Genomic DNA, 22,828 nt, shown 5'->3' on the forward strand with positions numbered 1-22,828 from the left:
TTGTTGCGGCGGCTCTTGCTGACCGCCTCCCCATCGCGGTCTGTTTACCCGACAGAAGTAAATGGCTTCTTGGACAATTCAGATAAAATTGGACCTATCTCTCGATTTTGGTTGCCCTACAGCCTGATCGTACCGCCCGAGATGGCCGCATACGTCTCCGCGTCCAGCGCAACGTACGCGCCCGATGTCGGGTCGAGCATGAACAGCGGATCGGAGACCGCGGCCGGGTCAAATCCCTCGCGGGCGAGCTCGCCCTTCTTCTGCTTGAAGGTCTCGGTGGCGTCGAGCTCGCGCGAGATGCGGATGAAGAGAGGCCGGGCATAGACCGGCAGGCGCTGCGCGAGATGGGCGGGCAGCGCGGCGATGTCAAAGCCCTCGTTCACGACGATCGCGCTCATGCCGGCCCGGCCGTCGGCGCCGGGAATGCTGACGCCATAGGTGGTGGCATCGACGACGCCGGTGAAATCGCGCACGGCGTCGTTCACCTCCGAGGTCGCGACATTCTCGCCCTTCCAGCGGAACGTGTCGCCGATACGGTCGACGAAATGGAAGAATCCCTTGTCGTCCATCCGCATCAGATCGCCGGTGCGGAACCAGGCATCGCCCTTGACGAAGACGTCACGCAAGACTTTTTTCTCGGTCTCACCAGCATCCGTGTAGCCCTCGAAACGCCCACCGCCCTCGTCCGCGGTGCCGATGCGGCCGATGGCTTCGCCGGCCTCGCCGCGGCTGCAGGCGATGCAGAAGCCCTCTTCATTGCGCAGCGGCGCGCCGCTATCGGGGTCGAGCTTGACGAGACTGGCAGGAAAGCGGTGCGCGAGCAGCGGCGGGATACGGCCGATCGCGCCCGGCTGGCCCTCGACGTTGAACAGCGAGAAATTGCCTTCGGTCGCAGCGTAGAATTCGAGGATGCGCGGAACGGCGAAGCGCGCCTGGAAATCCTCCCAGATGTCGCCGCGCAGCCCGTTGCCGCAGGCGAGCCGCAGGCGATGCCGGTTCTCGTATTCCGAGGGCGCGGCCTTGAGCAGGTAACGGCAGAGCTCGCCGATATATTGAAACCGCGTGCAGTCGTGCCGGACGATGTCGGACCAGAAATGCGAGGCCGAGAATTTCTCGGCGATCACCACCGAACCGCCGGCGGCCAGCATGCTGCATGGCGCGACGATGCCGCCGACCGAATGGAACAGCGGCAGACAATCGTAGAGCCGATCCTGCGGCGTCGCGCCGGTGAGGCCGGCGAACCAAAACCCCCAATTGAGGATGCGGCGGTGGCTGATGCTGGCCGCTTTCGGCAGGCCGGTGGTGCCGGAGGTGTAGATCAGCAGCGCACGGTCGTCGATGGTGACCTGGCCATGCTCCTCCGGCGATAGCGGGCCGTCGTCGAGAACGGCAAGCGCGACGTCGATCGCACGTTCGCTGCGGCTATCGCCATGCGTCCAGACTTTTGCCCCCGTCTTCAGATGCGGAGCCGCGCTGTCCAGCATTCCCGTCAGCACATGCGCAACGATGACATGCATCGGCTTCGCGACATCAAGGCAGTGCGCGAGCGATTGCCCGACCAGCTTGGTGTTGATCAGTGCGACCACACCGCCGACGCGACTGATGCCGAGCCAGGCCGCGACATAGTCGATGCCGTTCGGCATGATCAGCGCAACGGTATCGCCCTTGGACAGGCCGACCGAGCGCGCCCAGCGGGCGTAGCGATTGATTCTCTTCGAGAGGCCTGCGTAATCGAGGCTTGCCTCGTCCGCCACCAGAGCGACGCGGTTCGGCTGGCGTTGCGCCCAATCGTCGACGACGTCGGCGAACAGACGGCCCGGCAGCGTTTCGATCCGCGCGGTGAGCTCGATCGCCCTCAACCAGATCTTGGAAGCCGACGGTGCGCGCGCGGCTTTCGGCTGCTCGATGACGCCGGTGGTCATATTGCTTACTCTTTCGGGCGGTCTGCGGTGTTCGACAGCTTAGCCCGCGCGCCCTGACCCAGGCGTTAAGAGACAAGGTAAACTCGGTTAGGGCGCGGTTAACTGTCAACAGCCCGCAACCAAGATCGCACCCGCCGGCAGCGTACTGGCGGGTGTGATCAGGTCGAAAGAGTGATGAATGCAGACGTCGCGGCTTTGGTCCCGCTCGGCTCAGTGCACCTTCTTGGGACGTCGGCGGGGCGGCGGCGATTCGTTGAAGGCGTAATAGGGATTGAGGTCGCAGGTCGCGGCAAGGCCCGAGGCCGTGGCGCGGCACTGCTCCAGCGAGGTAAACGAGCAGTCGTAATAGTCACTTCCTCCGCCACCAGGGCCACCGACGTAGCGGTGCATGCAGACGGGATAGGCCGGATCGTATCGCTGCGCGCTGGCATCCGCCGCGCCCAGCAGCGTGGAGATCGCAGTAAGAGTGAGGAATGACAAGCGCATGGGGAAATCCTCGAATTGGTGACGTCGCATCATATGACACAACATCTCGCCGTCCGCGACTGTTCCTAAGACCTGATGACGTCAAGGTGAGCGAGACGCGCAGCGCCGGAAGCGATGCGCGCCGAGCGACCTGACGACCTAGGTCAAGCGCGGTCGAAATGATGCTGCGAGGCAGCGTTAGCCGCCGAGCCCCTGCAGCACCAGCCGGTTCAGCCGCGCCGCGAACGCTGCCGGGTCTTCCGGCAATTCGCCGTCCAGGATCTGCGCCTGCTCGAGCAGGAGCAGGCTGATATCGTCGACGACTGTCGAAGCAGCCTGCGCCTTGGTGACCGCGGTGACCAGCGGATGGCGCAAATTGATCTCGAGGATCGGCTTGGTCTTCATGCCGCGGTTCTGCTGCGACAAGATGCGCTCGAGCTCGCGGCTCGGGCCCTGGCTGTCGGCGACGAGGCAGGAGGCCGAGCTGGTCAGGCGCGTCGAGACCTTGACGTCGCTGACGCGCTCGCCCAGCGCGGCCTTGATCACCGCGATGGTGGCTGCTTCGTCCGCAGCCGGCTCGTCCTTCTTCGCCTCGTCCTTATCGTCGATACGCGGAATCAAATCGAGATTGAGATCGCCCTGGCTCAGCGACTTCAGCGGCTTGCCTTCGAAATCCGAGGGCATCGAGGTCCAGAACGCGTCGACGGGATCCGACAGCAGCAGCACCTCGATGCCGCGCGCGGTCGCAGCTTCCAGCCGCGGATTGGACTTCAGCCGCTCGATGCTGTCGCCGACGAGATAATAGATCTCGGTCTGGTTCGGCTTGAAATCGGCGATGACCTGCTTCAGCGACCGCTTCTCGCCCGACGTGGTGGTGAAGCGCGACAGCGACAGCAGCTTTTCGCGCCGCTCGAAATCCTCGTAGATGCCTTCCTTCAGTACCGCGCCGAAGGCGTCCCAGATCTTGGCAAAATTCTCCGGGTCCTTGTCGGCGAGGCTTTCGAGCTCGGACACCACCCGCGTCGCCACCGCCTTGCGGATCTGCGCCAGCTGCGGATTGTTCTGGAGCATCTCGCGCGAGATGTTGAGTGGAAGATCCTCGCTGTCGACCACGCCGCGGACGAAGCGCAGGTACCCCGGCAAGAGGTCGGCATCGTCGGTGATGAAGACGCGCCGCACGTAGAGCTTCACGCGGCCCTTGCGGTTCGGCTCGAACAGGTCGAACGGCTTGGTCGAGGGCGCGAACAGCAGCACGGCGTAGGAGTAACGTCCTTCCGCGCGGTAGTGCAGCGTCATCGCGGGATCGTCGAAGGCAGAGGCGATCTGCTGATAGGCCTTCTTGTAATCGTCAGCCGTCAGCTCCGACTTGGAGCGCTGCCACAACGCGCTCGCCGAGTTAATCTGGCGCGGCTCGCCTTCTTCAGGCACCAGCTCGATCGGAAACAGGATGTTGTCGGAATAGGCGGTGACGATACGCTCGATCTCGTAGGTCTCGAGATATTTCTTGGAATCGTCCTTCAGGTGCAGGACGATCTCGGTGCCGCGCGTCAGGCGCGCCGCTTCCTCGTCGCTGGCACGGGCGATCTCGAAGCCGGAGCCGCCGGAGGACGTCCAGGTCCAGACATCGCTCTCGCCGGCGCGGCGGCTGATCACGACGATCTTCTCGGCGACCATGAAGGCGGAATAGAAACCGACACCGAACTGGCCGATCAGGCCGAGCCCGTCCTTGGCCTCTTTCAGCTTGGACACGAACGCCTTGGTGCCGGAGCGGGCGATGGTGCCGAGATGGTCGATCAGCTCCTGCCGCTCCATGCCGATGCCGTTGTCGGCGATCGTGAGCGTCTTGGCCGTCTTGTTCGGGGTGATGCGGATCTTGAGTGCGTCGCCTTCGCCTAGCAGGGCGGGACTGGCGATGGCCTCGTAGCGCAGCTTGTCGCAGGCATCGGAGGCGTTTGAGATGAGCTCGCGGAGGAAGATGTCGGTTTCCGAATAGACGGAGTGCACCATCAGGTGCAGCAGTTCGGAAACTTCGGCCTGGAAAGGCTGCGTATGCACAGCCGTATCTGACGTCGTCATGCGCTTACCCGGTCAAACAAAAGGGAGGGAACCCGGATATAGCGCGAGGCAATGGCAGATCAAGAGGATGTGAAGTCTGGGTCCGCCAAACCACCCGTCGCGGAGGGGTCAGGTCACGCAGCGGCCGGGCTGGAGCAGCCTCGCGACTTCGGTCAGGGAGCTGACCATCGGCTCACAGGCGATCGTCGGCTTGTTGCGAGGCTTCTTCTGGTTCTGGAGCAGCACCGGCGTCTTGGCATTGCCGGTCTCGATCACCGCAGGAACCCGCAGCAGAACCGAGGTATCGGCGAGGTCGTTCAGCCGCATCGAGACCGTGCGGGTCGGAACGGCTGCCGGTTTGATCTCGGCGAGCCGGTCTGCCTTGGCGACGCGGTTGACGTTGTGGCCCACCGCGACGGCGGAACCGTGGCTGGGGAGGTCGGCGACCGCCTGCCAGCGGTCTGCGAGATCATGCCCGGAGGCCAGTTGCACGGCACCGAGGGTGGCGACGACCGCAATTGCGCTCAAAAAAACCTTTTGAATCTGTGACATGGCTGTCGATCCCTCGCCCCATGGCGGGCACGGGAACAACGCCGCCGTAGGATCGGGGGTTCTCGACAGCTACGATCACTTAACCGTGTGCGAAAAATGCAGCAGACGGCAAAATATTTCGCGAGCCGTGGAACGACTTTCGCGCACAGGAGTCGTCTCAGCAGCCGGCTATTCCCCCCTGCCCCATAAGCCGGCGACGTAGGGCGCGACTGTGGTGATGCCAGTCGCGCCTTACTTTTATCTGCCGGACATTCGTCCCATTGTTTCACGACCCCACCATCCGCCACCTTGGCCCGGCCCGCCCCGGGGAGCAGCGGCTCCTCCGAAATTAGTCGAACTGCCAATTCGCAGGAACCCAGGCGTAGCCGTCGCCGGTTCTCAATATTCGGCCAAGACCGGGGAAGGGGTAATGGAATCCCAGGACGAGAAGCTTGTCCGCTGCCGCGCGGTCGAAAATACGGCGGCGCGACTGCAACGCGGCATCCTTGTCACGGTCGGGGCCTGGTCGCCAATTTCGATCCACATTGACGACCGGATGATATGCGAGATCGGCCGTCAGCAAGAGCTGGCTTGCTCCTGAATGAACGAGGAACGTCGCCATCCCAGGCGTATGCCCGTGTGCTGCCAACGTGGTCAACCCAGGCACGATCTCCGTTCCGGCCTGATACAACACGGCGTCGGTCGCAATCGGTTCTACGCTGCGCTTGATGGCCTCACCGAATCGTCGGCGGAATTCCGCATTTACAGGCATGTATGAAAGGTCGGGCTCGCCGCGGACGAAGAAATTCCAATCGGCTTCGGGCAGATACACCGTTGCACGTGGGAATGATTTGCCGCCGTTGGCGTTTCGTAGATTACCGACATGGTCCGGATGCGTGTGCGAGACGACGACGACGTCGATATCCTCCGGCTTCAAGCCAACAGCCGCGAGGTTGCCAAACACTCGCCCACCGTTCGGTCCCATCGTCTGCGCTGCGCCAGCCTCGATGAGAACGCGACGGCCGCCCGTCTCGATCAGAAGCGTGTTGAGATTGAGCGTCATCACGTCCGTAGGGAGGAATGCGCGGATCAGTGCCTCCTGAAGCTCCGTTTCCGGCGCATCGTTGGCGTAGATCCTGGGCGGGCCAGAAAGGAGCCCGTCGCTGAGCACGGTCGCCTGGATGTCCCCGACGCGAAATCGATAATATCCGGCATTGTTCGCCGCACTGCCCAGTGCTGCCGCCTTGGCGCCACCGCCGGTTGCCAGCACGGGGAGCGCCGCAGCAGCGGTCAGCATGATCTTGCGGCGGTTGATCGAGTAGGCGCTCAAGACAAACTCCTTCTGTCATTCGAATTGCCGAGCGCCGGAGGCGCTATCCGGGCGGCTGAGACGCCACGAACCTAGGGGATGCGACGAATTGCAGAAAGTGGCCCACCGCGATAAACGTTATTCACTAACTGGAAAACGTGCATCAGAAGCGACCCTTCGATGAGGAGCCCGTGGATCGTCCGTCAACCGATGACATCCTCTATCGCGTCGATCTCAACCTGTTGGTGATCTTGAAGACGCTGCTCGAAACGCGCAGCGTCACCAAGACTGCAGAACGAAGCCAAATGAGTCAGCCCGCCGTCAGCAGAGCATTGGCGAAGCTGCGCAAGGTTTTTGACGATGCGCTGCTCGTGAAAGCTGGAACGACAATGCGGCCCACGGTCCGCGGCGGCGAACTTCTCGAACCGATACAGAAGGCTCTAGCGGGCGTCAGCGATGTGCTCGCCAACCGGTCCGAGTTCGACCCGACCTCGAGTGAGCGCGTCTTTCGTATTGCCACGACGGATTACGGAGCGACGGTCATCCTTCCGCGACTTGCACATCTCATGACTTCCGAAGCGCCGAGGACAAGTCTCGAAATCACGCCCGTCGATGCGCAGACTTTCAGGAGCCTTGGAGAGGTGAACATCGACCTTGCGCTCTATAGCGATAACCCGCTCCCAACCAGCCTTCGTACCCGAGACCTTTTCCGGGAGCGCTTCGCATGCCTGGTACGCGCCGGCCATCCCGCCGTCAGGCGGTCCAAAGCAGGGCGGATGCGTCTGGACGACTACGTCGCATTCTCCCACATCCTCGTGACCGTGGTTGGGGGCAGAGCTGGTCCGGTCGATACCGCGCTCGCAACGCTTGGCCATATCAGGCACATCGCGGTGCGGTTACCCTATTTCGCCACGGCAGCTCTTGTGGCGTCGACCTCCGATCTCATTTTGACGATCCCACGCCGTGCCGCGGAAAATTTCTCGGGTGACCCGCGGCTTCGCCTGATCGAACCTCCCTTAGAGCTTCCCAATTTCGATTATCGGATGGTATGGCACGAGCGAACGCATTCGGAGCCGGGCCACGCCTGGCTCCGTCGACTCGTCTTGAAGGCCGTCCGGTCAAACACGCCTTTGTCTTGATCATTGGAAAACGGATGCCTGCGGCGCTGTCGGGATGCCTGTTCATCGGCAGGTGCATCCTTCCTGATCCAATGATCGGCCGTTCAGTAAACGAAGACCGCGCCGACCGCGAGCAAAGAGGCCACGAGGGTCAGACGAATGCCGAAGTCGAAGGCGGCGATCCATTGCATCAGGGGCCTCCAAAGCTACTGCGCTCAATCAAATGACGAACGGAAGATTGCTCGTTGGTCGCTCGGTCAGACTCAAAAGAGCGCTCAGGACGACCGCGCGCTTCGCTTTTGAGCGAGGTCCGTCACTGCCTTGTCTCGCATTGCTTGCAAGCCGACCTCCATGAACCTGCGAAAGTCGTTCTGGACGTAGGTCCGGATGAGGTAGCCGTCCGGCCAGATCTTGGGCCGGAACGAATAGGTCCAGCGCACGCGGGTCGCCTGGCCGTTACCGATGAACTCCAGCTCGCTGACCGCATATCTGATGTAGCGCCCGGTACGGTTGGTAAGATTCCATATCTGATATTGCAGAAGCTGCGGCTTGCGGTCCGTAATCTCTTCCAGCGCGCTGTTGTTGTCCGAGAATACGACTCGCCGGCGGTCACCTGGCTTGCTCCAGTCACCGCTCAACAACTCGGTGCTCACTACGCCGGGCACATTGTCCGTTCCGGTAAGGAACGAGCCGAATGCGGCGGCGCCACGGTCAGCGAACCAGGTCGTTACGGCAGCCAAGGGTGCCTGGATCTCGGTTTCGACGCTGACCTTCTCGAAGTCCGCGCTGCGCTCCAATTCCGGCCGAGCGACATCATGTGCTTGGTCGAGGCTCGCTGCAGACGGCACCGGATCGGCGCCGACCAAGGACGCGCCGCACCCGCCCAGAGCCAATGAGACGATGGCGCAAATCGAGGCAGCGTTTCGTCTGATCATGATAGCCGAACAGCTCATGAAAAACGAACGCCTGTGAGCTTTTCGGAAAGCTCCCAGAGCCGCGCGGACGCGGCCGCGTCTTTGGCTTGCCGAGGCACTCGTGCGGCTGCCGGCACGCCGCGCGTCTCGCCCAGTCTGTCCGGACCGTAATAGCCTCCAGGTTCGGCGAGCGGAGACGTCGCCGCGAACAGCGTCGGCAGCGCCCCTTGAGCTGGCGATTGAAATAGGAACCAGAGGAAGGATCGAGCGAGGCCCTGCAAACTGCGAGGTCCGGCGCCGTTTGGAATCAACTCGGTGCGGGCGATGCCGGGGTGCGCGGCGATGCTCCTGATTCTCCATCCAGAGACATCGCTTCTGGTCTGAAGCGCGAACGCGAACATGAGGCACGCGAGCTTTGATTGACTGTAAACCCGCATGGGTCTGTACTCGCGCTCCGCCTGAAGATCGTCGAAGTCGATGACGCCGCTCCGGGCGGCCAGGCTCGAAACGTTGACGACGCGGGGCTCCTTGCCGTTGCGCAACAACGGAAGGAGCTGCGCCGTCAGCGCAAAGTGGGCAAGATAGTTGGTCCCGAACTGTAGCTCGAAGCCGTCGCTCGTCGCCCTCCGCAGCGGTGGCGCCATGACGGCGGCGTTGTTGATGAGCATGTCGAGGCTCGACCGCTGGGCTCGCATCCGACAGCCAAAATCCTTCACCGACTTCAGGCTCGCGAGGTCGAGCTCTTCAAAGCGGATCTTGGCGTCGGGAAAGGCGGCTCGGATTCGCGCAATGGCGCTCGAACCCTTCTCCAGGCTACGGCCTGCGATGATGATCTCACAGCGGGCACGCGCCAATGCCAACGCGTCTTCAAAGCCAATTCCTCCAGTTCCGGTGACGACGGCTGACCGCCCCAACTGAGAGGGAATATCTTTGATGGACCAATCCGGCATGGCTTCTCTGCACGTTACTAAGCTTGGCACGCGGCGCTTATTACACCAGGTGTATTTTTTATTGCACTACGTGCGATATTACAAGACCATTGCGGACGCGGGCTGCGCGACCTCTGGCCGCGGACGCGGCGACCAGTTGAGAGCCGCGATCGCATGGTAAAGGCAGCCTAAGTCACGGCAGGCACATCGATTTTTTCTTGCACATTGTTTGCGCAGCGTGTAATATATTGCACTGGGTGCGATTTTTTGGATGGGGCTATCCTTGCCGGCAAAAGTGACAGCGGACGACAAAGTTGCGGAGGAGGGTCTTCGCGAGCGCAAACGGCGTGAGACGCTGGCTCGGATCGCGGAAGCAGGCCTCAAGCTGTTCATGGCGAATGGCTATGAAGAGACGACCCTCGAGGCGATCGCGGAGGCGGCAGGCATTTCGCGGCGGACGTTCTTTTATTACTTCAAGTCGAAGGAAGAAATCTTGCTTGCGTGGCAAAGCCACTTCACGCAGCTCATTAGAGCTGCCGTGATCGCCGAGCCTTCGGATCAATCTCCCATCGACACCGTCAAGAACGCTTTGCTGAAATTGACCGGCAACTACAATTCGCAGCAGAGTCTCGCCCTCGATCGGGTCATCCGCTCGAGCCCGGCGCTGATTTCCGCGAGCCACGCGAAGTATATCGCTCAGGAACAGGCGATATTCGAAGCCCTTTGCGTGAAATGGCCCCAGGCCAAGCGACGGAAATCCCTTCGATACGTCGCCATGGTCTCCGTCGGAGCGCTTCGACTGGCGATCGAATCCTGGAGCAACGACAACGGCAGGCGACCGCCGGCAGCTTATCTCCGCGAATCCTTCGCGAATTTGCAGAGCGTTCTTTGAGCCGAAGGAATGGCCCGGGAGACGCCAGGGTCGCCGGGCTGCTTCTCCATCGAGCCATGGTGGAGCGTCTCCTCCTCGCAAAGAGGCGAGCCTCGTTCTGATCGGCTCGGGCCTTTTCGGCCCGGCACTCGGGCCACTGCTCGTCGGCTCGATCAGCGACGCCGCGACGAATGCGCAGATATCGAACGGGCTCGCTATTGGAATGCTGATTGTCCCGGTCGCCAGCGCCGCCACCGGCATCGTCCTGTTGTTTGCAAACCGGCGGATCGCTGCTTCGCTTCGGCGATCTTGAGCAGAAAATAAGCGCAGCAATCGACTTGTTGCCAGCACCAATCGGCAGGCTGGCCGACGGCTGGGCCGGGCCACGAAATCGCCCAAATAATATTACACCAAGTGCAATATAAGTTACGCTTGGTGCGAGATTTCTGAAATGACCGCTCTCGAGGCATCCCGACCGTCGTCCGTGGGGACGAGCAAGGAGTCATCGAATGACATGTGACACGCCGGATGGGACGGATATTGCAGCTCCGCAAGGGGAACGGGAGCGAGATGCCAAGCGGCCGTTTGCCGGCGGCAGGCTCGCGATCCATCACAGCGGCTCCGACCACCTTCGGCCACGTGCGCGGGTGTGGTCGGCCGAGGTGCCCGTAAGACTGGAGACGATTGTTCAGCACCGAACGCGCGCGCGGCTCGATCGATCCCGGGGCTCCTACCGGCCGGCCGAGGCGTTGAAGTCCATTCGACCGGCGGATCCCGCGAAACACGAAGAAACCCACGTTGCTCCAATTTCCTCTCGTTTCGCCAGACGCGTTGTGAAGGCACTCCGATCTCCAATTCTCACGAATGTCGGGATCGCTGCTCTCCTGTACGTGATCTCATTCCACCCCTATATCGATCTGGCCGGCATCGTCTCAGGCAGCCTCGTTTGCCCCGGCGCGAAGCCAATATTGGTTGCGACGGTGGATTTCTTGCAAGAAGAGGTGACCCCCACGATACAAGCGTTCCTCTCGGGTCGACTGATGAGGTGGATCGGTCTTACTTTGCTGTTCGCCTTATTCCCCGCATTCAGCGTGCTTCGTACCGGGACGATGGCGAGGATTCGCACGCTGGCCACGTCTGCGGCATCCCGGGTTCGACGCCTCAGGCCATCGCGCTGGCAGATCCCATCACTGCAATATGCGGAGCCATCCGAGATACGTTCTGCCATAGCTCTGAACACCCGGCCAATCCGGAAGCGAGCAACCAAAGAGGCCTAAATGACGCCCGAGGAATTCCGAAAACGAGGCCATGAGATCATCGACTGGCTGGCCGACTACCATGCCAAGATGTCCGACTATCCGGTCCAACCTGCGACACAGCCGGGTGACGTGAAAGCGATGCTTCCAGCCTCCCCGCCGGTAGAAGCTGAGGGGTTCGATGAGATCATCGCCGATCTTGATTCAGTGGTTCTCCCCAACATCTCGCATTGGCAACACCCGCGGTTCTTCGGCTACTTTCCCTCCAATTCACTTGGGTCCGGCATTCTCGGTGATCTGGTAAGCAGCGGACTTGGGGTGCTGGGCCTGTCCTGGCAGTCATCGCCCGCAGTGACGGAGATCGAGGAGGTCACGGTCGACTGGTTCAGGCAGATGGTTGGCTTGTCTTCCGCCTGGTTCGGCGTGATCAACGACACTGCGTCGACAAGCACCTTGGTTGCTCTGCTATGCGCCCGGGAGAAGACGACGGGCTTCTCGCTCGTTCGCCAGGGTCTGCAAGCAGAACTCAAGCCGTTGACGATCTACACATCGGCAAGCGCTCATTCTTCCGTCGAAAAGGCGGCGCTGCTAGCGGGCTTCGGCCGTGAGAATGTCCGCATGGTCGATATCGACGCCAATTTCGCAATGCGTCCCGGGGCGCTCGAAGATTCAATCCTTGCGGATATTCACGCCGGGTTCAAGCCATGCGCGATCGTCGCGGCAGTGGGCGGGACCGCGACCGTGTCCATCGATCCGCTCTCCGAGATCGCTGCCATAGCGCGGAGGCATGGTTTGTGGCTTCACATCGACGCTGCCATGGCCGGGAATGCGATGATCTTACCCGAGCTACGGTGGATGTGGGAAGGCATCGAGGACGCAGACAGTGTCGTTATCAATGCGCACAAATGGCTCGGCGTCCCGTTCGATTGTTCGCTCTATTTCGTTCGGGACGAGCCTCACCTTCTCAGGGTGATGTCTGCCGATCCGAGCTTCCTCCAATCTCAGGCCGACGGGAAGGTGCGCAATCTGCGTAACACCGGAATTCCGCTCGGACGGAGATTCAGGGCGTTGAAACTATGGTTCGCCATCCGGGAACAGGGCGTTTCCGGGTTGCAGGCGAGGTTGCGGCGAGACATTAGCCTGGCCCAAGATCTTCGGTCCAAAGTCGAAGCAACACCGGGTTGGGACGTCGTCGCACCCGTCGTGCTGCAGACCGTATGTACTGTGAACCGCCCGATGTCGGTGCCTTCCCAACGTCTCGATGACTTCACGCGCGCATGGGCGCATGCGGTGAACGCCTCGGGCCAAGCCTATGTCACGCCCGCTACCGCGGCCGGGCACTGGATGGTTCGTGTCTCGATCGGCACGATATCCACCGAGGCGAGCGACATCGAGGCGGTGTGGCGCACGATCCAGGAAGCGGCTGCCGCGGCCGTCCCAAAATTTTCGTGAATGGCCCGGATAGATAGGGGTGCATGGCCCGCGGGCATCGCAACATCGCGACGCCACGGTCAGGTTGCAACTGAGGTGCGGACTCAGGCGGCAACTGCTTGCGCCTGGATCGACCTTCATACCCGACGCTCGCCGGTGGCCCGGTATGCGCGTCAACATCGCGCATGTCGGCGATCCGCCGCTTCGTCGATCTCATGTCGCGGGTGAAGGCTCGCTGACTGGTGGCGCGGCCGCCGGAGGCGATGGAGGCGCCGCGCCCTTGTCGGTCCAACTTGGGGGAGCTCCAAGTCCTTGGCCGATGAACCCCGCAATTCCGGGAGCTCGTCCGAACGCTTCGCACGCGGATTGCTTCGGCGCACCACCCAGCAGAACGTGCAAGCTGTCCAGCGACGGCAGCGATGGAGCCGCCCCGAATGGGGTACTGCCCGTGACCAGCAACTTGCTGAAGTCGGCGGCAAAGGCGGTCGAGAGGTCGTATGCATCGCCGTCCGGCGATACGCGCGGCGAGCTCGTGAAAGAATTCGCCCCGCGGCCCCATACCATAGCCGCCTTCTGCTTCCCTCTTCTGTCCCTCGCCTCACCTTCGACCGAAAGGCTGCCAAGTCCCAACGGGATGCGCGGAACGGGTACCGGCACGCCAGGCAGGAGTACAGACTTTGCGACCCGCGCGACACCGGACGCGCCTGCCGCCGCAGGATCGGTCGCCGCCGCATGTGTGACGACGGCTTGAACGGTCAGGTCGGCTTGATCCGCTGGGCCGACAATGTCGAACCGCTCGCTCAGTCCGAAGCACAGAGCACGGTCGATGGCGTTGCCGATGATCTTGCGCTGCTCCGGCGAGAAGGAGACCTCCGCGGCCGCTTTGGTCGAAAATCGAGTTTCTACCAGCCGGACGCTCTTGGCGCCGAGAACGTCCTCCTTGTCGACACGAACGATCGACTTCGTCAAAATACCGTCTGACGGCGCCAGACCATCATAACTGGTCAACGATCCCGCCCTGTTCAGCGGCGCAGTCGCGCACCCGGCGGTCAGCAGACACAAGACCGCTATGAGCGGGAAACGCTGCATCGGACTTCAGCGACGCAATGCAGATGCCGGCCCGTCGATTTCTGCGGTCGCCTGACGTGCGCCGGCCGCAAGGAGAGGATAATTTTTCTGTTGCTCACTGGTTGTCGCACGGCCCTTTTCGGCCGAGGTCACACGGATATGGCCTTGTCGATCCGACTGTGCGGTCGCACCTGAGATCGGGATCGCGTTCGCCATTGTGGGCTGCGCGAGAATGTCCTGCCAGTCGAAGCTCCATTGCGCCAAAGCTTTGGAATCCCCGGCAAACGCATAGTCCAGGAATGCAAGCGTTAGATCTCCGGTGGCTTCCTTGACCTTCGGATTCAGTCCTGCTCCTCCGGTCAGAGCGCGGTCCGTGAATATGCTATGGGATCCCCCTTGGAACATGACCAGGAGCTTGCGCCGATTGGCGATCGCCTCGAATATTGCGACCCGATCGCGCGCAGCCGAGTAGAATCCGGGAATTTTGATGACGTCCTGCGTCGCCGTCACGTGAAGCGTCGGCACGGCGATGTTGGCGAGCACGCTCGGCAAGTCTTTCTCGCCGTAGAAAGGTGGGGCGGAAATCACGATCGCCGCCTTGAAGCGCCGGTCGCGGAAATCGAGCCAACGACCATCCCGAACGACCCGCGCACCCACCGTCAACAATGCGGTGTTCGCGCCATAGGAATGGCCGGCCACGGCGATGCGTCGCATATCGATGAATCGGGCGTACGGACCGGTTGCAAACAATAGCATTTGGTCGAGCGCAAAACGGATATCTCCGACACGTGCCGCGGCCTCATCATCCCGGGTCGCCGCTTGCAGCCGCCCCACGAGCTCGAAGGGATTTCCACGCCAGAGAGAGGAATCGCTCCCGATATGCTGGACATGCAAACTCGCGATGCCGTGGGCGGCCCACCGGGCGGCGAGGTAGGTGTAGCCGTTTCGCGAACCGCCCATGCCGTGCGAGAAGATGATCAGTGGCACCCGTCCCGGCGATGCCTCAGTGGGCCAATACAAGCGAGCAGGAACTTCGCGACCTCGAGACGTATCTATCCAATCGAAGTCGACAGCACGAAAGGCCGCATGCTCTTGTTGCACCTGAGCATTCTGTGCGTTCGCACCTTCAGGCAGCGCCATCCCGACGGCACATGCCAATGCCATAGCAGCGAGCCAGCTTCTCATGACCATTACTCCTGCTACGTCCCCGCACTCGGCATCTACAGCACTGTGCCGAAGCCAATTCGGTAACAGTCCGCGTTCTTTGTGTCAATAAAACTGCACTGGGTGCATTATTTTGACGCAGGCCACGCGGCAGTCAGTAACGCGTGCGTGATTATCCGACAGGTCACCTCCATCTCTCGTCTTGCTCAAGGCTGCTGTAAGGCACTACGTCGCGCACGTGGTGCCGGAGAGCTTCGGTCTGCGCCTCCAGCCTCCATTCGGACGGGTCTGCCTGGGGGACGCGCTAGCGCACCCGCTCCCAGATGATGACGACCTTGGTGCCCTCCGGCCGCTGAAAGTTCTCGATCATGCGGTCCCCGATTACATCGAAGTTCAGATCCTGTCGCGTGCGCTCGCTACCGACCCAGTTTGGGAAGGTCGAGCCTTCAACGCGATTGCCGCTGAAGACGCCATTCTCATCGACGATGTAAGTGCCGAAGAACGCGATGCTGCCCGCCATCGCAGCCCGGTTCTCTTCGTCGGTGCCGCCACCTCGCTCGTTGGAAGCGAATTTCGGAATGGAGGCGTCGGTCAGAACCTCGATAAAGTGCATGTCTTCGGTGAAGACCAAAAGGCTGTTTGGCTTCTGCCCGTAGGCCGGGACATTCCGGCCATCCGGATCGAGTTGAGCTGAAACCATGCGCCAAGTGCCGAGCACCTGATTGAGCGGCCGTGCTTCGGCAGTGCCGACAGCGAGGGCCAATGCAACCGCAAAGACCCGGCCTGCAAGTCCGAGGCTCTTCATGTAGGCTCCATCTTTTACAGGTTGTTAGTCGTTTGATCGTCGCTCTACGTAGTTGGTCTTGATGAAAGACCAAGTACTGCCTCTGCTGCGTTTGCCATGGCGTCACTCCGCAACCGACGAGATGACAAGGTCCGACAACGGGCATTTGTGGGACGACGGCTGGACGGCCGCGCCGAAAAAGCTCGCGCGACCCAATAGCTCAAATGGGACAGCAGCTCTCATCTCCACGCCTGTCCGCGGTCTACTTCGCCTTTCCTGCCAGCCACTCCCGGCCCTCGCCATAGAGCTTCTCGACCTCGGGCCCGATCAGGCCCGGCATGTCGCGCTTGACCTTGTAGCCGATCAGCTCCTGCATGTAGGCGAGGTGGCGGTAGCCCTCGGGGAGCGCAGCCAGCGCTTCCTGGTCGAGCCGAAGCGTCGCGGCGGGATCGACCGGATCGATCCGATCCTTCTCGTAGATCGGCTGGCGGCGGACGATGCCCCATTTGCCGATACCTGATGGGTCGTCCCGCTTCTCCAGGAAATCGTAGAAGCGTCCGGTGCAGACGACGTCGCAGAGCACGTCGTGCACGAGGCCGCGCTGCGAGATGGTCATCTTGGTCTGCGCGATCGCGCGCGCAGCCGCAAGGTCGATGCTGGTGCCGCCGAGGAAATGCAGGATGCGCACGCCCCTGGCAAAACCCTCCTGGCTGACGCGCATGAAATCCCGCGCCGACCCCTGAAACCAGGTCGCGGACATCCAGCCTTCTTCGTGCCAGACCGTGGCAAAGCGCTCCCAGTCGCCGGCATCGCGCCACACCGCCCAGTTCTCGATGAGGTCGCGGATGGCAAGACGATCGAGGAGTTGCTGGTCCATGGTCCGTATCCTCCCGGCGGCCTGTGGCTGCGATGGACGTCATCGGCCCGACGTATCGACGGGGCAATTTGGACGGCGTCAAGCGGCCGGGCGCGGTCGTTCACCACCCTAAACCCGGGTGAATGCGATGCGAGCAACGAGCCTTGCAATCAACCAGCCGGCGATTAGTATCCGGGATCATGCAGATGAAAATTCCCTTGCTGGCCGCATTTCTCGGATTCCTTGCGGCTTTCCCGGCGCACGCACAGACTGAAAAGCAGAGCGAAAGTGCCCAGGCCTGGAAGGCAAGGCTTTCGGCGCATATCGCCAAGAGCAGACTATTTCCAGCCCAGGCACTGGGGCAAACCGGTGAGGCCAAGGTGGGCTTCGTCGTCGACCGGTCCGGCAAATTGGTCTCGCGGGGACTGGCTGCGAGCAGCGGCTCGCGACTGCTCGACGATGCTGCGCTGGAGATCGTCGCCCGCGCCCAACCGTTTCCCGAACCACCTTCGGAGCTGAAGGAAGAGACTTTCCATTTCTTGATCCCGATTGTCTTCAAGGGCCGTCAGTTCCAGGTGCCGCCCAACGGTCTGGTGCTGAGCACACCGGCTTCCGGCCTCGCAGAGTCCGAGGCCATGGCCGCTTGGCGCAAGGCAATCACCGAGCATGTCTGGCGCAACAGGATATTTCCTCCGCAGGCGATTGGGCGAAGGGCTGATGCCGGCGTTACATTCGTGGTCGATCGCTCGGGCAAATTAATCTCAAGCGCTTTAGTGGAAAGCACGGGCTTCGCGCCGCTGGATGCTGCGACGTTGGCAATGGTCGAGCGATCCGTGCCGTTCCCGAAGCCGCCCGCCGAGGCAAAGGACGACCTGCAGAGATTAACCGTCCTCATAGCTTACGATGGGACGGAGCCCAACCTGGCGCCGTCGCCGGAAGGCGAGAAATTGCTTCAATCCTGGATCGAGGGCCAGGCCAAGCTGAATGCGAAATCTCCTGGAACGGATGATACAAAGCTGAACGCGATGCTTCGCAGCATCTGCCGCGGTTGCTGAGGCAGAGCAGGATGACGCTCCGTCGGCACATATGAGGGCGGCGCGCCTTGCGACGCGCCGCCCTTGTGTTCGATAGGCCTTTTCTTACGCCGCCGGCGCCTTCGGCGTGCGATTGCGCGAGTTGCGCTGGAAGAACAGGGCCTGGCTCGCCACCGCCGATACCATCGCGGGCTGGAACGGCTTTGAGATCAGGAACGCCGGCTCGGGACGCTCGCCGGTGAGGAAGCGCTCCGGATAGGCCGTGATGAACACCACCGGCACCTCGAAGGTACGCAGGAGCTCGTTGACGGCGTCCAGGCCCGACGAGCCGTCGGCAAGCTGGATATCGGCAAGGATCAGGCCGGGCCGCTTGTTCTTGGCCAGCGCGACCGCATCGGCATGGGTGCGCGCGACGCCGACGACGTTGTGGCCGAGATTCTTCACCAGGCTCTCGAGGTCCATGGCGATGAAGGTCTCGTCCTCGATGATCAGCACGTCGGTGGCGATCTCGGCGGCCATCTCGCGTCCGGCTGCGTCCGCAAGACGGCGCGTCTCGGCGACGTCGGTGCCGAGAATGAAGGCGACTTCCTCTTCCGAAAAGCCCTCGAGCGATAGCAGCAGGAAGGCCTGGCGCGGCAGCGGGGTGATGTTCGACAGCCGCCGTTCCGGCGGCATCGGCAGGGTCGTCACCTCGGCATCGTCGTTGATCGAGACTGAATTCCAGATCTGGGTGAAGAGCCGGAACAGGCCGGCCCGGGGCCCATGGTTCTCGTCGAGCACCGACGGATCGCCCAGCATGGCTTCCAACATCGCGGCGACATAGGCGTCACCGGAGGCCTGGCTGCCTGTCAGAGCCCGCGCGTACCGGCGCAACAACGGCAAGTGTTCAGCAACTACCTGTGAACGGGACATCCCCACTCCATTCGTCTTCGGGCCAACCTTGAGGTCCAATCCTGAGGTCAGGCATCACGCGGGGGGCCCAGGTTCCCCTGCTGGGCTGTCTACGCCTCACGACAACAAAAGTTCCGCCGAGCTGGGAACTTTTTGGCGCAGCTGGAATTGTGCCTATCCAGGGAACGGCTCCCGGTTGAGAAAACTTCTCGATTTTACAGTCACTTAACTCGGGGAAACGTGGAACAGGTCATGAAAGATCTCAAGTCTCAAGCCAGCAGAAGCACGACCCCCGGCAAGGGAGGCCTGACTCCGGAGATTCAATCCCGGATCGGGCACCAGTTGCGCGCCATGTACGACGATGTCGTGCGACAGGGGGTTCCGGATCGGTTCGCAGAACTGATCAAGAAGCTTGATGCGCCGGGAGCGTCACCCCACGTGGAAAATGAGGGCGGATCCAACGACAACAACAATGGGAGGGATTGATGCCTCTCACGGACTCCCTGCGTAACGACATCTTGGCGGCCGTGCCTAGTCTGCGCGCCTTCGCCATCTCGCTCAGCGGCAATGCGGACCGCGCCGACGATTTGGTCCAGGAGACGCTGCTGCGTGCGCTCGCCAACATCGACTCGTTCCAGCCCGGCTCCAACCTGCCGGCCTGGCTTTTCACGATCCTGCGCAACCTGTTCCGGTCCGACTATCGCAAGCGGCGGCGCGAGGTCGAGGATGCCGAGGGCAATTACGCCAAGACGCTGAAGACCCAGCCCTCGCAGAATGCGCACCTCGAATTCGAGGAGTTTCGCACCGCGCTCGACAAGCTTCCGCAGGATCAGCGTGAAGCCTTGATCCTGGTCGGCGCGTCCGGCTTCTCCTATGAGGACGCCGCCTCGATCTGCGGCTGCGCAGTCGGCACCATCAAGAGCCGCGTGAACCGCGCCCGCTCGAAGCTCGCCGCGCTGCTCTATGTCGACGGCGCCGAGGATTTTGGGCCTGACGAGACCGTGCGGGCCGTGATCGGCGGCAGCGGCGGCTGACCGCCGCCGTCAATCGCACCGGAACGAGACGAAGACGGCCGCTTCCACGGCTGTCTTCGCGCGCGTCTGACGCCGATGCGTCCGGCTCACGCCGCGATTACACATCCACGAAGGTTGCGGTCTCGGCCACGCTCGCCCGCGAAGTGCGGTAGCTGTTGACCTGGTGCGCATGGTCCGCATAGCCGAACGAGATACCGCAGACGACGCGGCGGTCATCGGGCAGATCGAAGTGGCGGCGGATCAGGCCGGAATGCCGCGCCAGCGCGGCCTGCGGAATAGTGCCGAGCCCGAGCGCCTGCGCCGCCAGCATGAAGTTGGAGACATAGGCGCCGCAATCGATCGCACCGTAGATACCGAGCGGCTCGTTGGTGTGGATGACGGCGACATGCGGTGCGCCGAAGAAATTGTAGTTCTCCAGCGCCTGCTTGGCATAGGCCGCCTTGTCGCCGCGGGCGATGCCGAGCGTGTTGTAGAGTTGGAAGCCGCTCTCGCGGCGGCGATCGAGATAGACCCCGACATATTCGCGCGGTGGCGTGAAGTCGTAGTCATCGCCGAGGCCCTTCGAGGCCTCCGCGTAGATCGCCTTGCGAAAGCGCTCCTTGGCCTCGCCACTGGCGATGATGACCTGCCAGGGCTGGCTGTTGCACCAGGACGCCGTGCGCTGCGCGGTCGCCAGCACATGCTCGATGGTGGCGCGATCGACCTCCTTGGGGAGAAATGCGCGAACGGAGTAGCGCTCGTTGAGGAGCTCTTCGAGCACCTCGATGCGGTCGTTCTGTCTCACTTGTGCGTCCATCACTCAGCTCGCCTTTTTCTTCTGGTTGGCAGAGGCGCCAAGCGCCGTCCCCACCGCCATACTTACCTCGATGCACCTGCATATGGTAGGCAGGCTTTGTTCTGCCCACCCAGCGCGAGCGGTGACCGTGACACCTATTTGGTCAGCAGGGCATAGGCACCGGTCCAGCCCTCCGGCGGCGGATCGATCTGGAAATCCTTGATTCGCGCCTCGTAAAGCCTGAACAGCTTCTCCAGCGTGTCGGCGTCCTCGCTTTTGCGGCCGCGCTCGATCGCATCCAGTGCGCCCTGCCAGTCGCGGCTGCGGTAGCAGCCGAGCATCTCGATGGTGATGTTGCGCAGCCGCTGGAACGCGGCCGAATGCATCACGTCCTCGCGGCCGGCGATGGCGTAGATCACTTCCGGCTCGGTCTTGCCCTTGACCATGATGAAGTCGAGCTCGAGGATCGCGAACTTCTCCTTGGCGGCGAGCGCCGTGCGCGAGCCCACGATGATCGGAAATCCGTACGCCTTCGACTGGCCCTCGAGGCGTGAGGCCAGGTTCACGCTGTCGCCGAGCACCGAATAGTTCTTCTTCAGGTCGGACCCCATGTTGCCGACCACGCCGATTCCGGTGTTGAGACCGATGCCGACATTGAGCGGGATATAGACGTGGCCGCCGTCGGCGGCCTCCTGCTCGCGCTCCTTGTTGACCTCGTCGATCTGCTCGAGCATCTGGATCGCGGCTTCGCAGGCGTTGATCTCGTGCTCGGCGTCGTCGAGCGGCGCGTTCCAGAACGCCATGATGGCGTCGCCCATATACTTGTCGATATAGCCCTTGCGGTCGATGATGACGTCGGTCAGCGGCGTCAGGAAGCGGTTCATCAGCTCGATCAGGCCCTGCGGATCGTGCTTGTAGCTCTCGGAGATCGTGGTGAAGCCGCGCACGTCGGAGAACATGATCGTCATCTCGCGTTCCTCGCCGCCGAGCACGAGCTTTTCCGGCGACTGCGCCAGCTGCTCGACCAGCACAGGCGACATGTATTGCGCGAATTGCCCGCGGATCTGCACGCGCTGGCGCTGCTCGCGCACGAAGCTCGCAAAGATCAGCGTCAGGTAGACTGCGGTCGTCGACAGCAGCGGATAGGTGAAGTCGATGAGATAGCGGTGCTGGGTGTAGGAGAACCAGGACACGCCGATCAGGATGGCCGCGAAGGCCGCGCCCACCAGCACTAGGCGGACGGGGCCGAGATTCGGCGTGAAGATGATGACGAGCAGGCCGATGATCAGCGCCGCGATCAGCTCGACGCCCAGCGCATAGTTCGGCTGCGAGATCACCGCACGGCTCAGCACGCCCTCCAGCACCTGGGCATGGATCTCGACACCCGGCATGGCCCGGGACACCGGCGTGGTCTTGATGTCGTTCAAGCCGCCCGCGGAAGTGCCGACCAGCACTAGTTTGCCGGCAAACCTCGTGGGCGGCACCGCATTGTCGAGCACGTCGACCGCGGAGACGTAGATCGAAGGATCCCGGCGGGCATAGTGCACCCAGAGCTGACCGTTCTTGTCGGTCGGAACCTCCAAACCCTTGAGGCGGATCGACTTGATACCCGTCTTATCGGTACGGACCAGCAGGGTCGGCGTGCCCGTGACGACGCGCAGGATCTCGAGGCTGAGCGAGGGCATGATGTTGCCCTGGGCGCGCATGATCATCGGCACGCGGCGGATCAATCCGTCACGCTCGGTCCGGATCGAGAACAGGCCGCGGCCGGCCGCGGCCCTCTCGATGACCGGCACGTTGCGGAGCAGGCCGGGGAATTCGAACAGGAAACGCTCGGCCCCGTCCTCCCCCACCGTGGCCACCCCCGTGAACGGCAGCGACTTGTCGAGCTCGGACAAGACCTCCGGAAGCCCGGTCTCGCCCAGCACGACGAGCGAGCGCTTGATCGCGTCGGCGAGGATCTGATCGTTGCTCGGCAGCTCACGCAGCTTGGCGCGGGTCGCGTCGTCGAGATAGCGCATCTGGCTCGCGACCTGATCCGGGTTGAGCCGGTCGGCTTCGGAGAAGACCACGTCGAAGCCGATCGCCACCGCGCCGTTGTTGGTCAGGTTCTGGACCATGTCGGCGATGCGCGAGCGCGGCCAGGGCCACTGGCCGAGCCTGGCGAGGCTCTTATCGTCGATATCGACGATGACGACCGGCCGCGCCGCCTTCTCGCGCGGATCAATCAATTGAAACATGTCGAAGGTGCGCAGCCGCAATTCCTGGATCGGCGGCGGATCCCACAGGCGCGCGCCCGCGAACAAGACCAGCAGCGCAAGGCAGATCAGCCGCGCAAGGCCGAACTTCCGCGCAAACCACCGCCGCAGGATCTTGAGACGTTTCATGCCAGTCTGACTTCCTGTCCCGGACGATGCCGGG

The 22,828-nt window shown here is 62.3% G+C and carries 21 protein-coding genes and 1 pseudogene; 8 read left to right on the forward strand and 14 right to left on the reverse strand.

The features are described from left to right. Window positions 1–116: 116 nt before the first annotated feature. The 5 genes from ACM43_RS32820 to ACM43_RS32840 form a co-directional block, all read right to left on the reverse strand. Entirely contained in the window at window positions 117–1,922 is a 1,806-nt protein-coding gene (locus ACM43_RS32820; protein WP_271545762.1) for a long-chain-acyl-CoA synthetase, read from the reverse strand. Window positions 1,923–2,132: 210 nt separating this feature from the next. Beyond that, a complete protein-coding gene (locus ACM43_RS32825) occupies window positions 2,133–2,408 on the reverse strand; it encodes a DUF3551 domain-containing protein (protein WP_271545764.1) in 276 nt (91 codons plus the stop codon). A gap of 177 nt (window positions 2,409–2,585) precedes the next feature. Next, window positions 2,586–4,463 carry a molecular chaperone HtpG gene (gene htpG, locus ACM43_RS32830; protein ID WP_157282962.1) on the reverse strand — a complete coding sequence of 626 codons (1,878 nt, stop codon included), beginning with the start codon at window positions 4,461–4,463 and terminating at the stop codon, window positions 2,586–2,588. 108 nt (window positions 4,464–4,571) lie between these two features. Next, window positions 4,572–4,994, reverse strand: coding sequence for a hypothetical protein (locus ACM43_RS32835; RefSeq protein WP_271545766.1), 423 nt, complete (start codon window positions 4,992–4,994; stop codon window positions 4,572–4,574). Window positions 4,995–5,322: 328 nt separating this feature from the next. After that, the gene (locus ACM43_RS32840; protein ID WP_271546507.1) at window positions 5,323–6,270 is read right to left on the reverse strand and encodes an MBL fold metallo-hydrolase; all 948 of its coding nucleotides are present in this window, start codon (window positions 6,268–6,270) and stop codon (window positions 5,323–5,325) included. Window positions 6,271–6,473: 203 nt separating this feature from the next. Here ACM43_RS32840 and ACM43_RS32845 point away from each other — a divergent pair, with 203 nt between their 5' ends. Beyond that, complete coding sequence (locus ACM43_RS32845; RefSeq protein ID WP_271545768.1) at window positions 6,474–7,421, forward strand: LysR family transcriptional regulator; 948 nt, start codon at window positions 6,474–6,476, stop codon at window positions 7,419–7,421. Window positions 7,422–7,435: 14 nt separating this feature from the next. After that, a complete protein-coding gene (locus ACM43_RS32850) occupies window positions 7,436–7,627 on the forward strand; it encodes a hypothetical protein (RefSeq protein ID WP_271545769.1) in 192 nt (63 codons plus the stop codon). A 48-nt stretch (window positions 7,628–7,675) separates the two neighbouring features. Here the strand turns inward: ACM43_RS32850 and ACM43_RS32855 are convergent, their stop codons facing one another. Then, the gene (locus tag ACM43_RS32855; RefSeq protein WP_271545771.1) at window positions 7,676–8,335 is read right to left on the reverse strand and encodes an SRPBCC family protein; all 660 of its coding nucleotides are present in this window, start codon (window positions 8,333–8,335) and stop codon (window positions 7,676–7,678) included. A 14-nt stretch (window positions 8,336–8,349) separates the two neighbouring features. After that, the gene (locus ACM43_RS32860; protein ID WP_271545773.1) at window positions 8,350–9,264 is read right to left on the reverse strand and encodes an oxidoreductase; all 915 of its coding nucleotides are present in this window, start codon (window positions 9,262–9,264) and stop codon (window positions 8,350–8,352) included. Window positions 9,265–9,514: 250 nt separating this feature from the next. On the opposite strand from ACM43_RS32860, the pseudogene ACM43_RS32865 reads away from it, so the two are divergent. From ACM43_RS32865 to ACM43_RS32875, 3 genes and pseudogenes are all read left to right on the forward strand, one after another. After that, window positions 9,515–9,733: pseudogene (locus ACM43_RS32865) on the forward strand (TetR/AcrR family transcriptional regulator); the annotation flags it as partial. Window positions 9,734–9,781: 48 nt separating this feature from the next. After that, a complete protein-coding gene (locus ACM43_RS32870; RefSeq protein WP_271546509.1) occupies window positions 9,782–10,135 on the forward strand; it encodes an acyl-CoA-like ligand-binding transcription factor in 354 nt (117 codons plus the stop codon). Window positions 10,136–11,391: 1,256 nt separating this feature from the next. Continuing rightward, window positions 11,392–12,822, forward strand: a complete 1,431-nt coding sequence (locus ACM43_RS32875; RefSeq protein WP_271545775.1) for a pyridoxal phosphate-dependent decarboxylase family protein — start codon at window positions 11,392–11,394, stop codon at window positions 12,820–12,822. Between the two features lie 192 nt (window positions 12,823–13,014). Here the strand turns inward: ACM43_RS32875 and ACM43_RS32880 are convergent, their stop codons facing one another. The 4 genes from ACM43_RS32880 to ACM43_RS32895 all read right to left on the reverse strand — a co-directional run bounded on the left by ACM43_RS32880 (window position 13,015) and on the right by ACM43_RS32895 (window position 16,694). Beyond that, window positions 13,015–13,809 carry a DUF3313 domain-containing protein gene (locus ACM43_RS32880; RefSeq protein ID WP_271545777.1) on the reverse strand — a complete coding sequence of 265 codons (795 nt, stop codon included), beginning with the start codon at window positions 13,807–13,809 and terminating at the stop codon, window positions 13,015–13,017. 87 nt (window positions 13,810–13,896) lie between these two features. Further along, entirely contained in the window at window positions 13,897–15,054 is a 1,158-nt protein-coding gene (locus ACM43_RS32885; RefSeq protein WP_271545779.1) for an alpha/beta hydrolase family protein, read from the reverse strand. 283 nt (window positions 15,055–15,337) lie between these two features. Further along, window positions 15,338–15,838: a lipocalin-like domain-containing protein gene (locus ACM43_RS32890; RefSeq protein WP_271545781.1), complete on the reverse strand. Its 501-nt coding sequence runs from the start codon at window positions 15,836–15,838 to the stop codon at window positions 15,338–15,340. 241 nt (window positions 15,839–16,079) lie between these two features. Then, the gene (locus ACM43_RS32895) at window positions 16,080–16,694 is read right to left on the reverse strand and encodes a nuclear transport factor 2 family protein (protein WP_271545783.1); all 615 of its coding nucleotides are present in this window, start codon (window positions 16,692–16,694) and stop codon (window positions 16,080–16,082) included. A 185-nt stretch (window positions 16,695–16,879) separates the two neighbouring features. Between ACM43_RS32895 and ACM43_RS32900 the strand changes: the two genes are divergently transcribed. Further along, entirely contained in the window at window positions 16,880–17,728 is an 849-nt protein-coding gene (locus ACM43_RS32900; protein ID WP_271545786.1) for a TonB family protein, read from the forward strand. Window positions 17,729–17,812: 84 nt separating this feature from the next. Here ACM43_RS32900 and ACM43_RS32905 read toward each other — a convergent pair whose 3' ends face one another. After that, window positions 17,813–18,619 carry a response regulator gene (locus tag ACM43_RS32905; RefSeq protein WP_035997648.1) on the reverse strand — a complete coding sequence of 269 codons (807 nt, stop codon included), beginning with the start codon at window positions 18,617–18,619 and terminating at the stop codon, window positions 17,813–17,815. Between the two features lie 231 nt (window positions 18,620–18,850). Here ACM43_RS32905 and ACM43_RS32910 point away from each other — a divergent pair, with 231 nt between their 5' ends. Both ACM43_RS32910 and ACM43_RS32915 read left to right on the forward strand, forming a co-directional pair. Beyond that, entirely contained in the window at window positions 18,851–19,084 is a 234-nt protein-coding gene (locus ACM43_RS32910) for a NepR family anti-sigma factor (RefSeq protein WP_025032292.1), read from the forward strand. After that, complete coding sequence (locus ACM43_RS32915; protein WP_018316216.1) at window positions 19,084–19,632, forward strand: sigma-70 family RNA polymerase sigma factor; 549 nt, start codon at window positions 19,084–19,086, stop codon at window positions 19,630–19,632. Before ACM43_RS32910 ends, ACM43_RS32915 begins: the two co-directional genes overlap by 1 nt. A gap of 97 nt (window positions 19,633–19,729) precedes the next feature. Here the strand turns inward: ACM43_RS32915 and ACM43_RS32920 are convergent, their stop codons facing one another. Both ACM43_RS32920 and ACM43_RS32925 read right to left on the reverse strand, forming a co-directional pair. Continuing rightward, window positions 19,730–20,428, reverse strand: coding sequence for a nitroreductase (locus ACM43_RS32920; protein WP_271545789.1), 699 nt, complete (start codon window positions 20,426–20,428; stop codon window positions 19,730–19,732). A gap of 134 nt (window positions 20,429–20,562) precedes the next feature. After that, the gene (locus ACM43_RS32925; protein ID WP_271545790.1) at window positions 20,563–22,794 is read right to left on the reverse strand and encodes a CHASE2 domain-containing protein; all 2,232 of its coding nucleotides are present in this window, start codon (window positions 22,792–22,794) and stop codon (window positions 20,563–20,565) included. Window positions 22,795–22,828 lie beyond the last annotated feature (34 nt).

The organism is Bradyrhizobium sp. CCBAU 45321, from assembly GCF_028128975.1.
Classification (GTDB): Bacteria; Pseudomonadota; Alphaproteobacteria; order Rhizobiales; family Xanthobacteraceae; genus Bradyrhizobium; species Bradyrhizobium yuanmingense.

Bases quoted from the DNA above. Each gene is read 5' to 3' on its own strand.
- ACM43_RS32820 (WP_271545762.1), bottom strand. From the start codon at position 1,922: ATGACCACCGGCGTCATCGAGCAGCCGAAAGCCGCGCGCGCACCGTCG.
- ACM43_RS32825 (WP_271545764.1), bottom strand. From the start codon at position 2,408: ATGCGCTTGTCATTCCTCACTCTTACTGCGATCTCCACGCTGCTGGGC.
- htpG (WP_157282962.1), bottom strand. From the start codon at position 4,463: ATGACGACGTCAGATACGGCTGTGCATACGCAGCCTTTCCAGGCCGAA.
- ACM43_RS32835 (WP_271545766.1), bottom strand. From the start codon at position 4,994: ATGTCACAGATTCAAAAGGTTTTTTTGAGCGCAATTGCGGTCGTCGCC.
- ACM43_RS32840 (WP_271546507.1), bottom strand. From the start codon at position 6,270: ATGCTGACCGCTGCTGCGGCGCTCCCCGTGCTGGCAACCGGCGGTGGC.
- ACM43_RS32850 (WP_271545769.1), top strand. From the start codon at position 7,436: ATGCCTGCGGCGCTGTCGGGATGCCTGTTCATCGGCAGGTGCATCCTT.
- ACM43_RS32855 (WP_271545771.1), bottom strand. From the start codon at position 8,335: ATGATCAGACGAAACGCTGCCTCGATTTGCGCCATCGTCTCATTGGCT.
- ACM43_RS32860 (WP_271545773.1), bottom strand. From the start codon at position 9,264: ATGCCGGATTGGTCCATCAAAGATATTCCCTCTCAGTTGGGGCGGTCA.
- ACM43_RS32875 (WP_271545775.1), top strand. From the start codon at position 11,392: ATGACGCCCGAGGAATTCCGAAAACGAGGCCATGAGATCATCGACTGG.
- ACM43_RS32885 (WP_271545779.1), bottom strand. From the start codon at position 15,054: ATGAGAAGCTGGCTCGCTGCTATGGCATTGGCATGTGCCGTCGGGATG.
- ACM43_RS32890 (WP_271545781.1), bottom strand. From the start codon at position 15,838: ATGAAGAGCCTCGGACTTGCAGGCCGGGTCTTTGCGGTTGCATTGGCC.
- ACM43_RS32895 (WP_271545783.1), bottom strand. From the start codon at position 16,694: ATGGACCAGCAACTCCTCGATCGTCTTGCCATCCGCGACCTCATCGAG.
- ACM43_RS32900 (WP_271545786.1), top strand. From the start codon at position 16,880: ATGAAAATTCCCTTGCTGGCCGCATTTCTCGGATTCCTTGCGGCTTTC.
- ACM43_RS32905 (WP_035997648.1), bottom strand. From the start codon at position 18,619: ATGTCCCGTTCACAGGTAGTTGCTGAACACTTGCCGTTGTTGCGCCGG.
- ACM43_RS32910 (WP_025032292.1), top strand. From the start codon at position 18,851: ATGAAAGATCTCAAGTCTCAAGCCAGCAGAAGCACGACCCCCGGCAAG.
- ACM43_RS32915 (WP_018316216.1), top strand. From the start codon at position 19,084: ATGCCTCTCACGGACTCCCTGCGTAACGACATCTTGGCGGCCGTGCCT.
- ACM43_RS32920 (WP_271545789.1), bottom strand. From the start codon at position 20,428: ATGGACGCACAAGTGAGACAGAACGACCGCATCGAGGTGCTCGAAGAG.
- ACM43_RS32925 (WP_271545790.1), bottom strand. From the start codon at position 22,794: ATGAAACGTCTCAAGATCCTGCGGCGGTGGTTTGCGCGGAAGTTCGGC.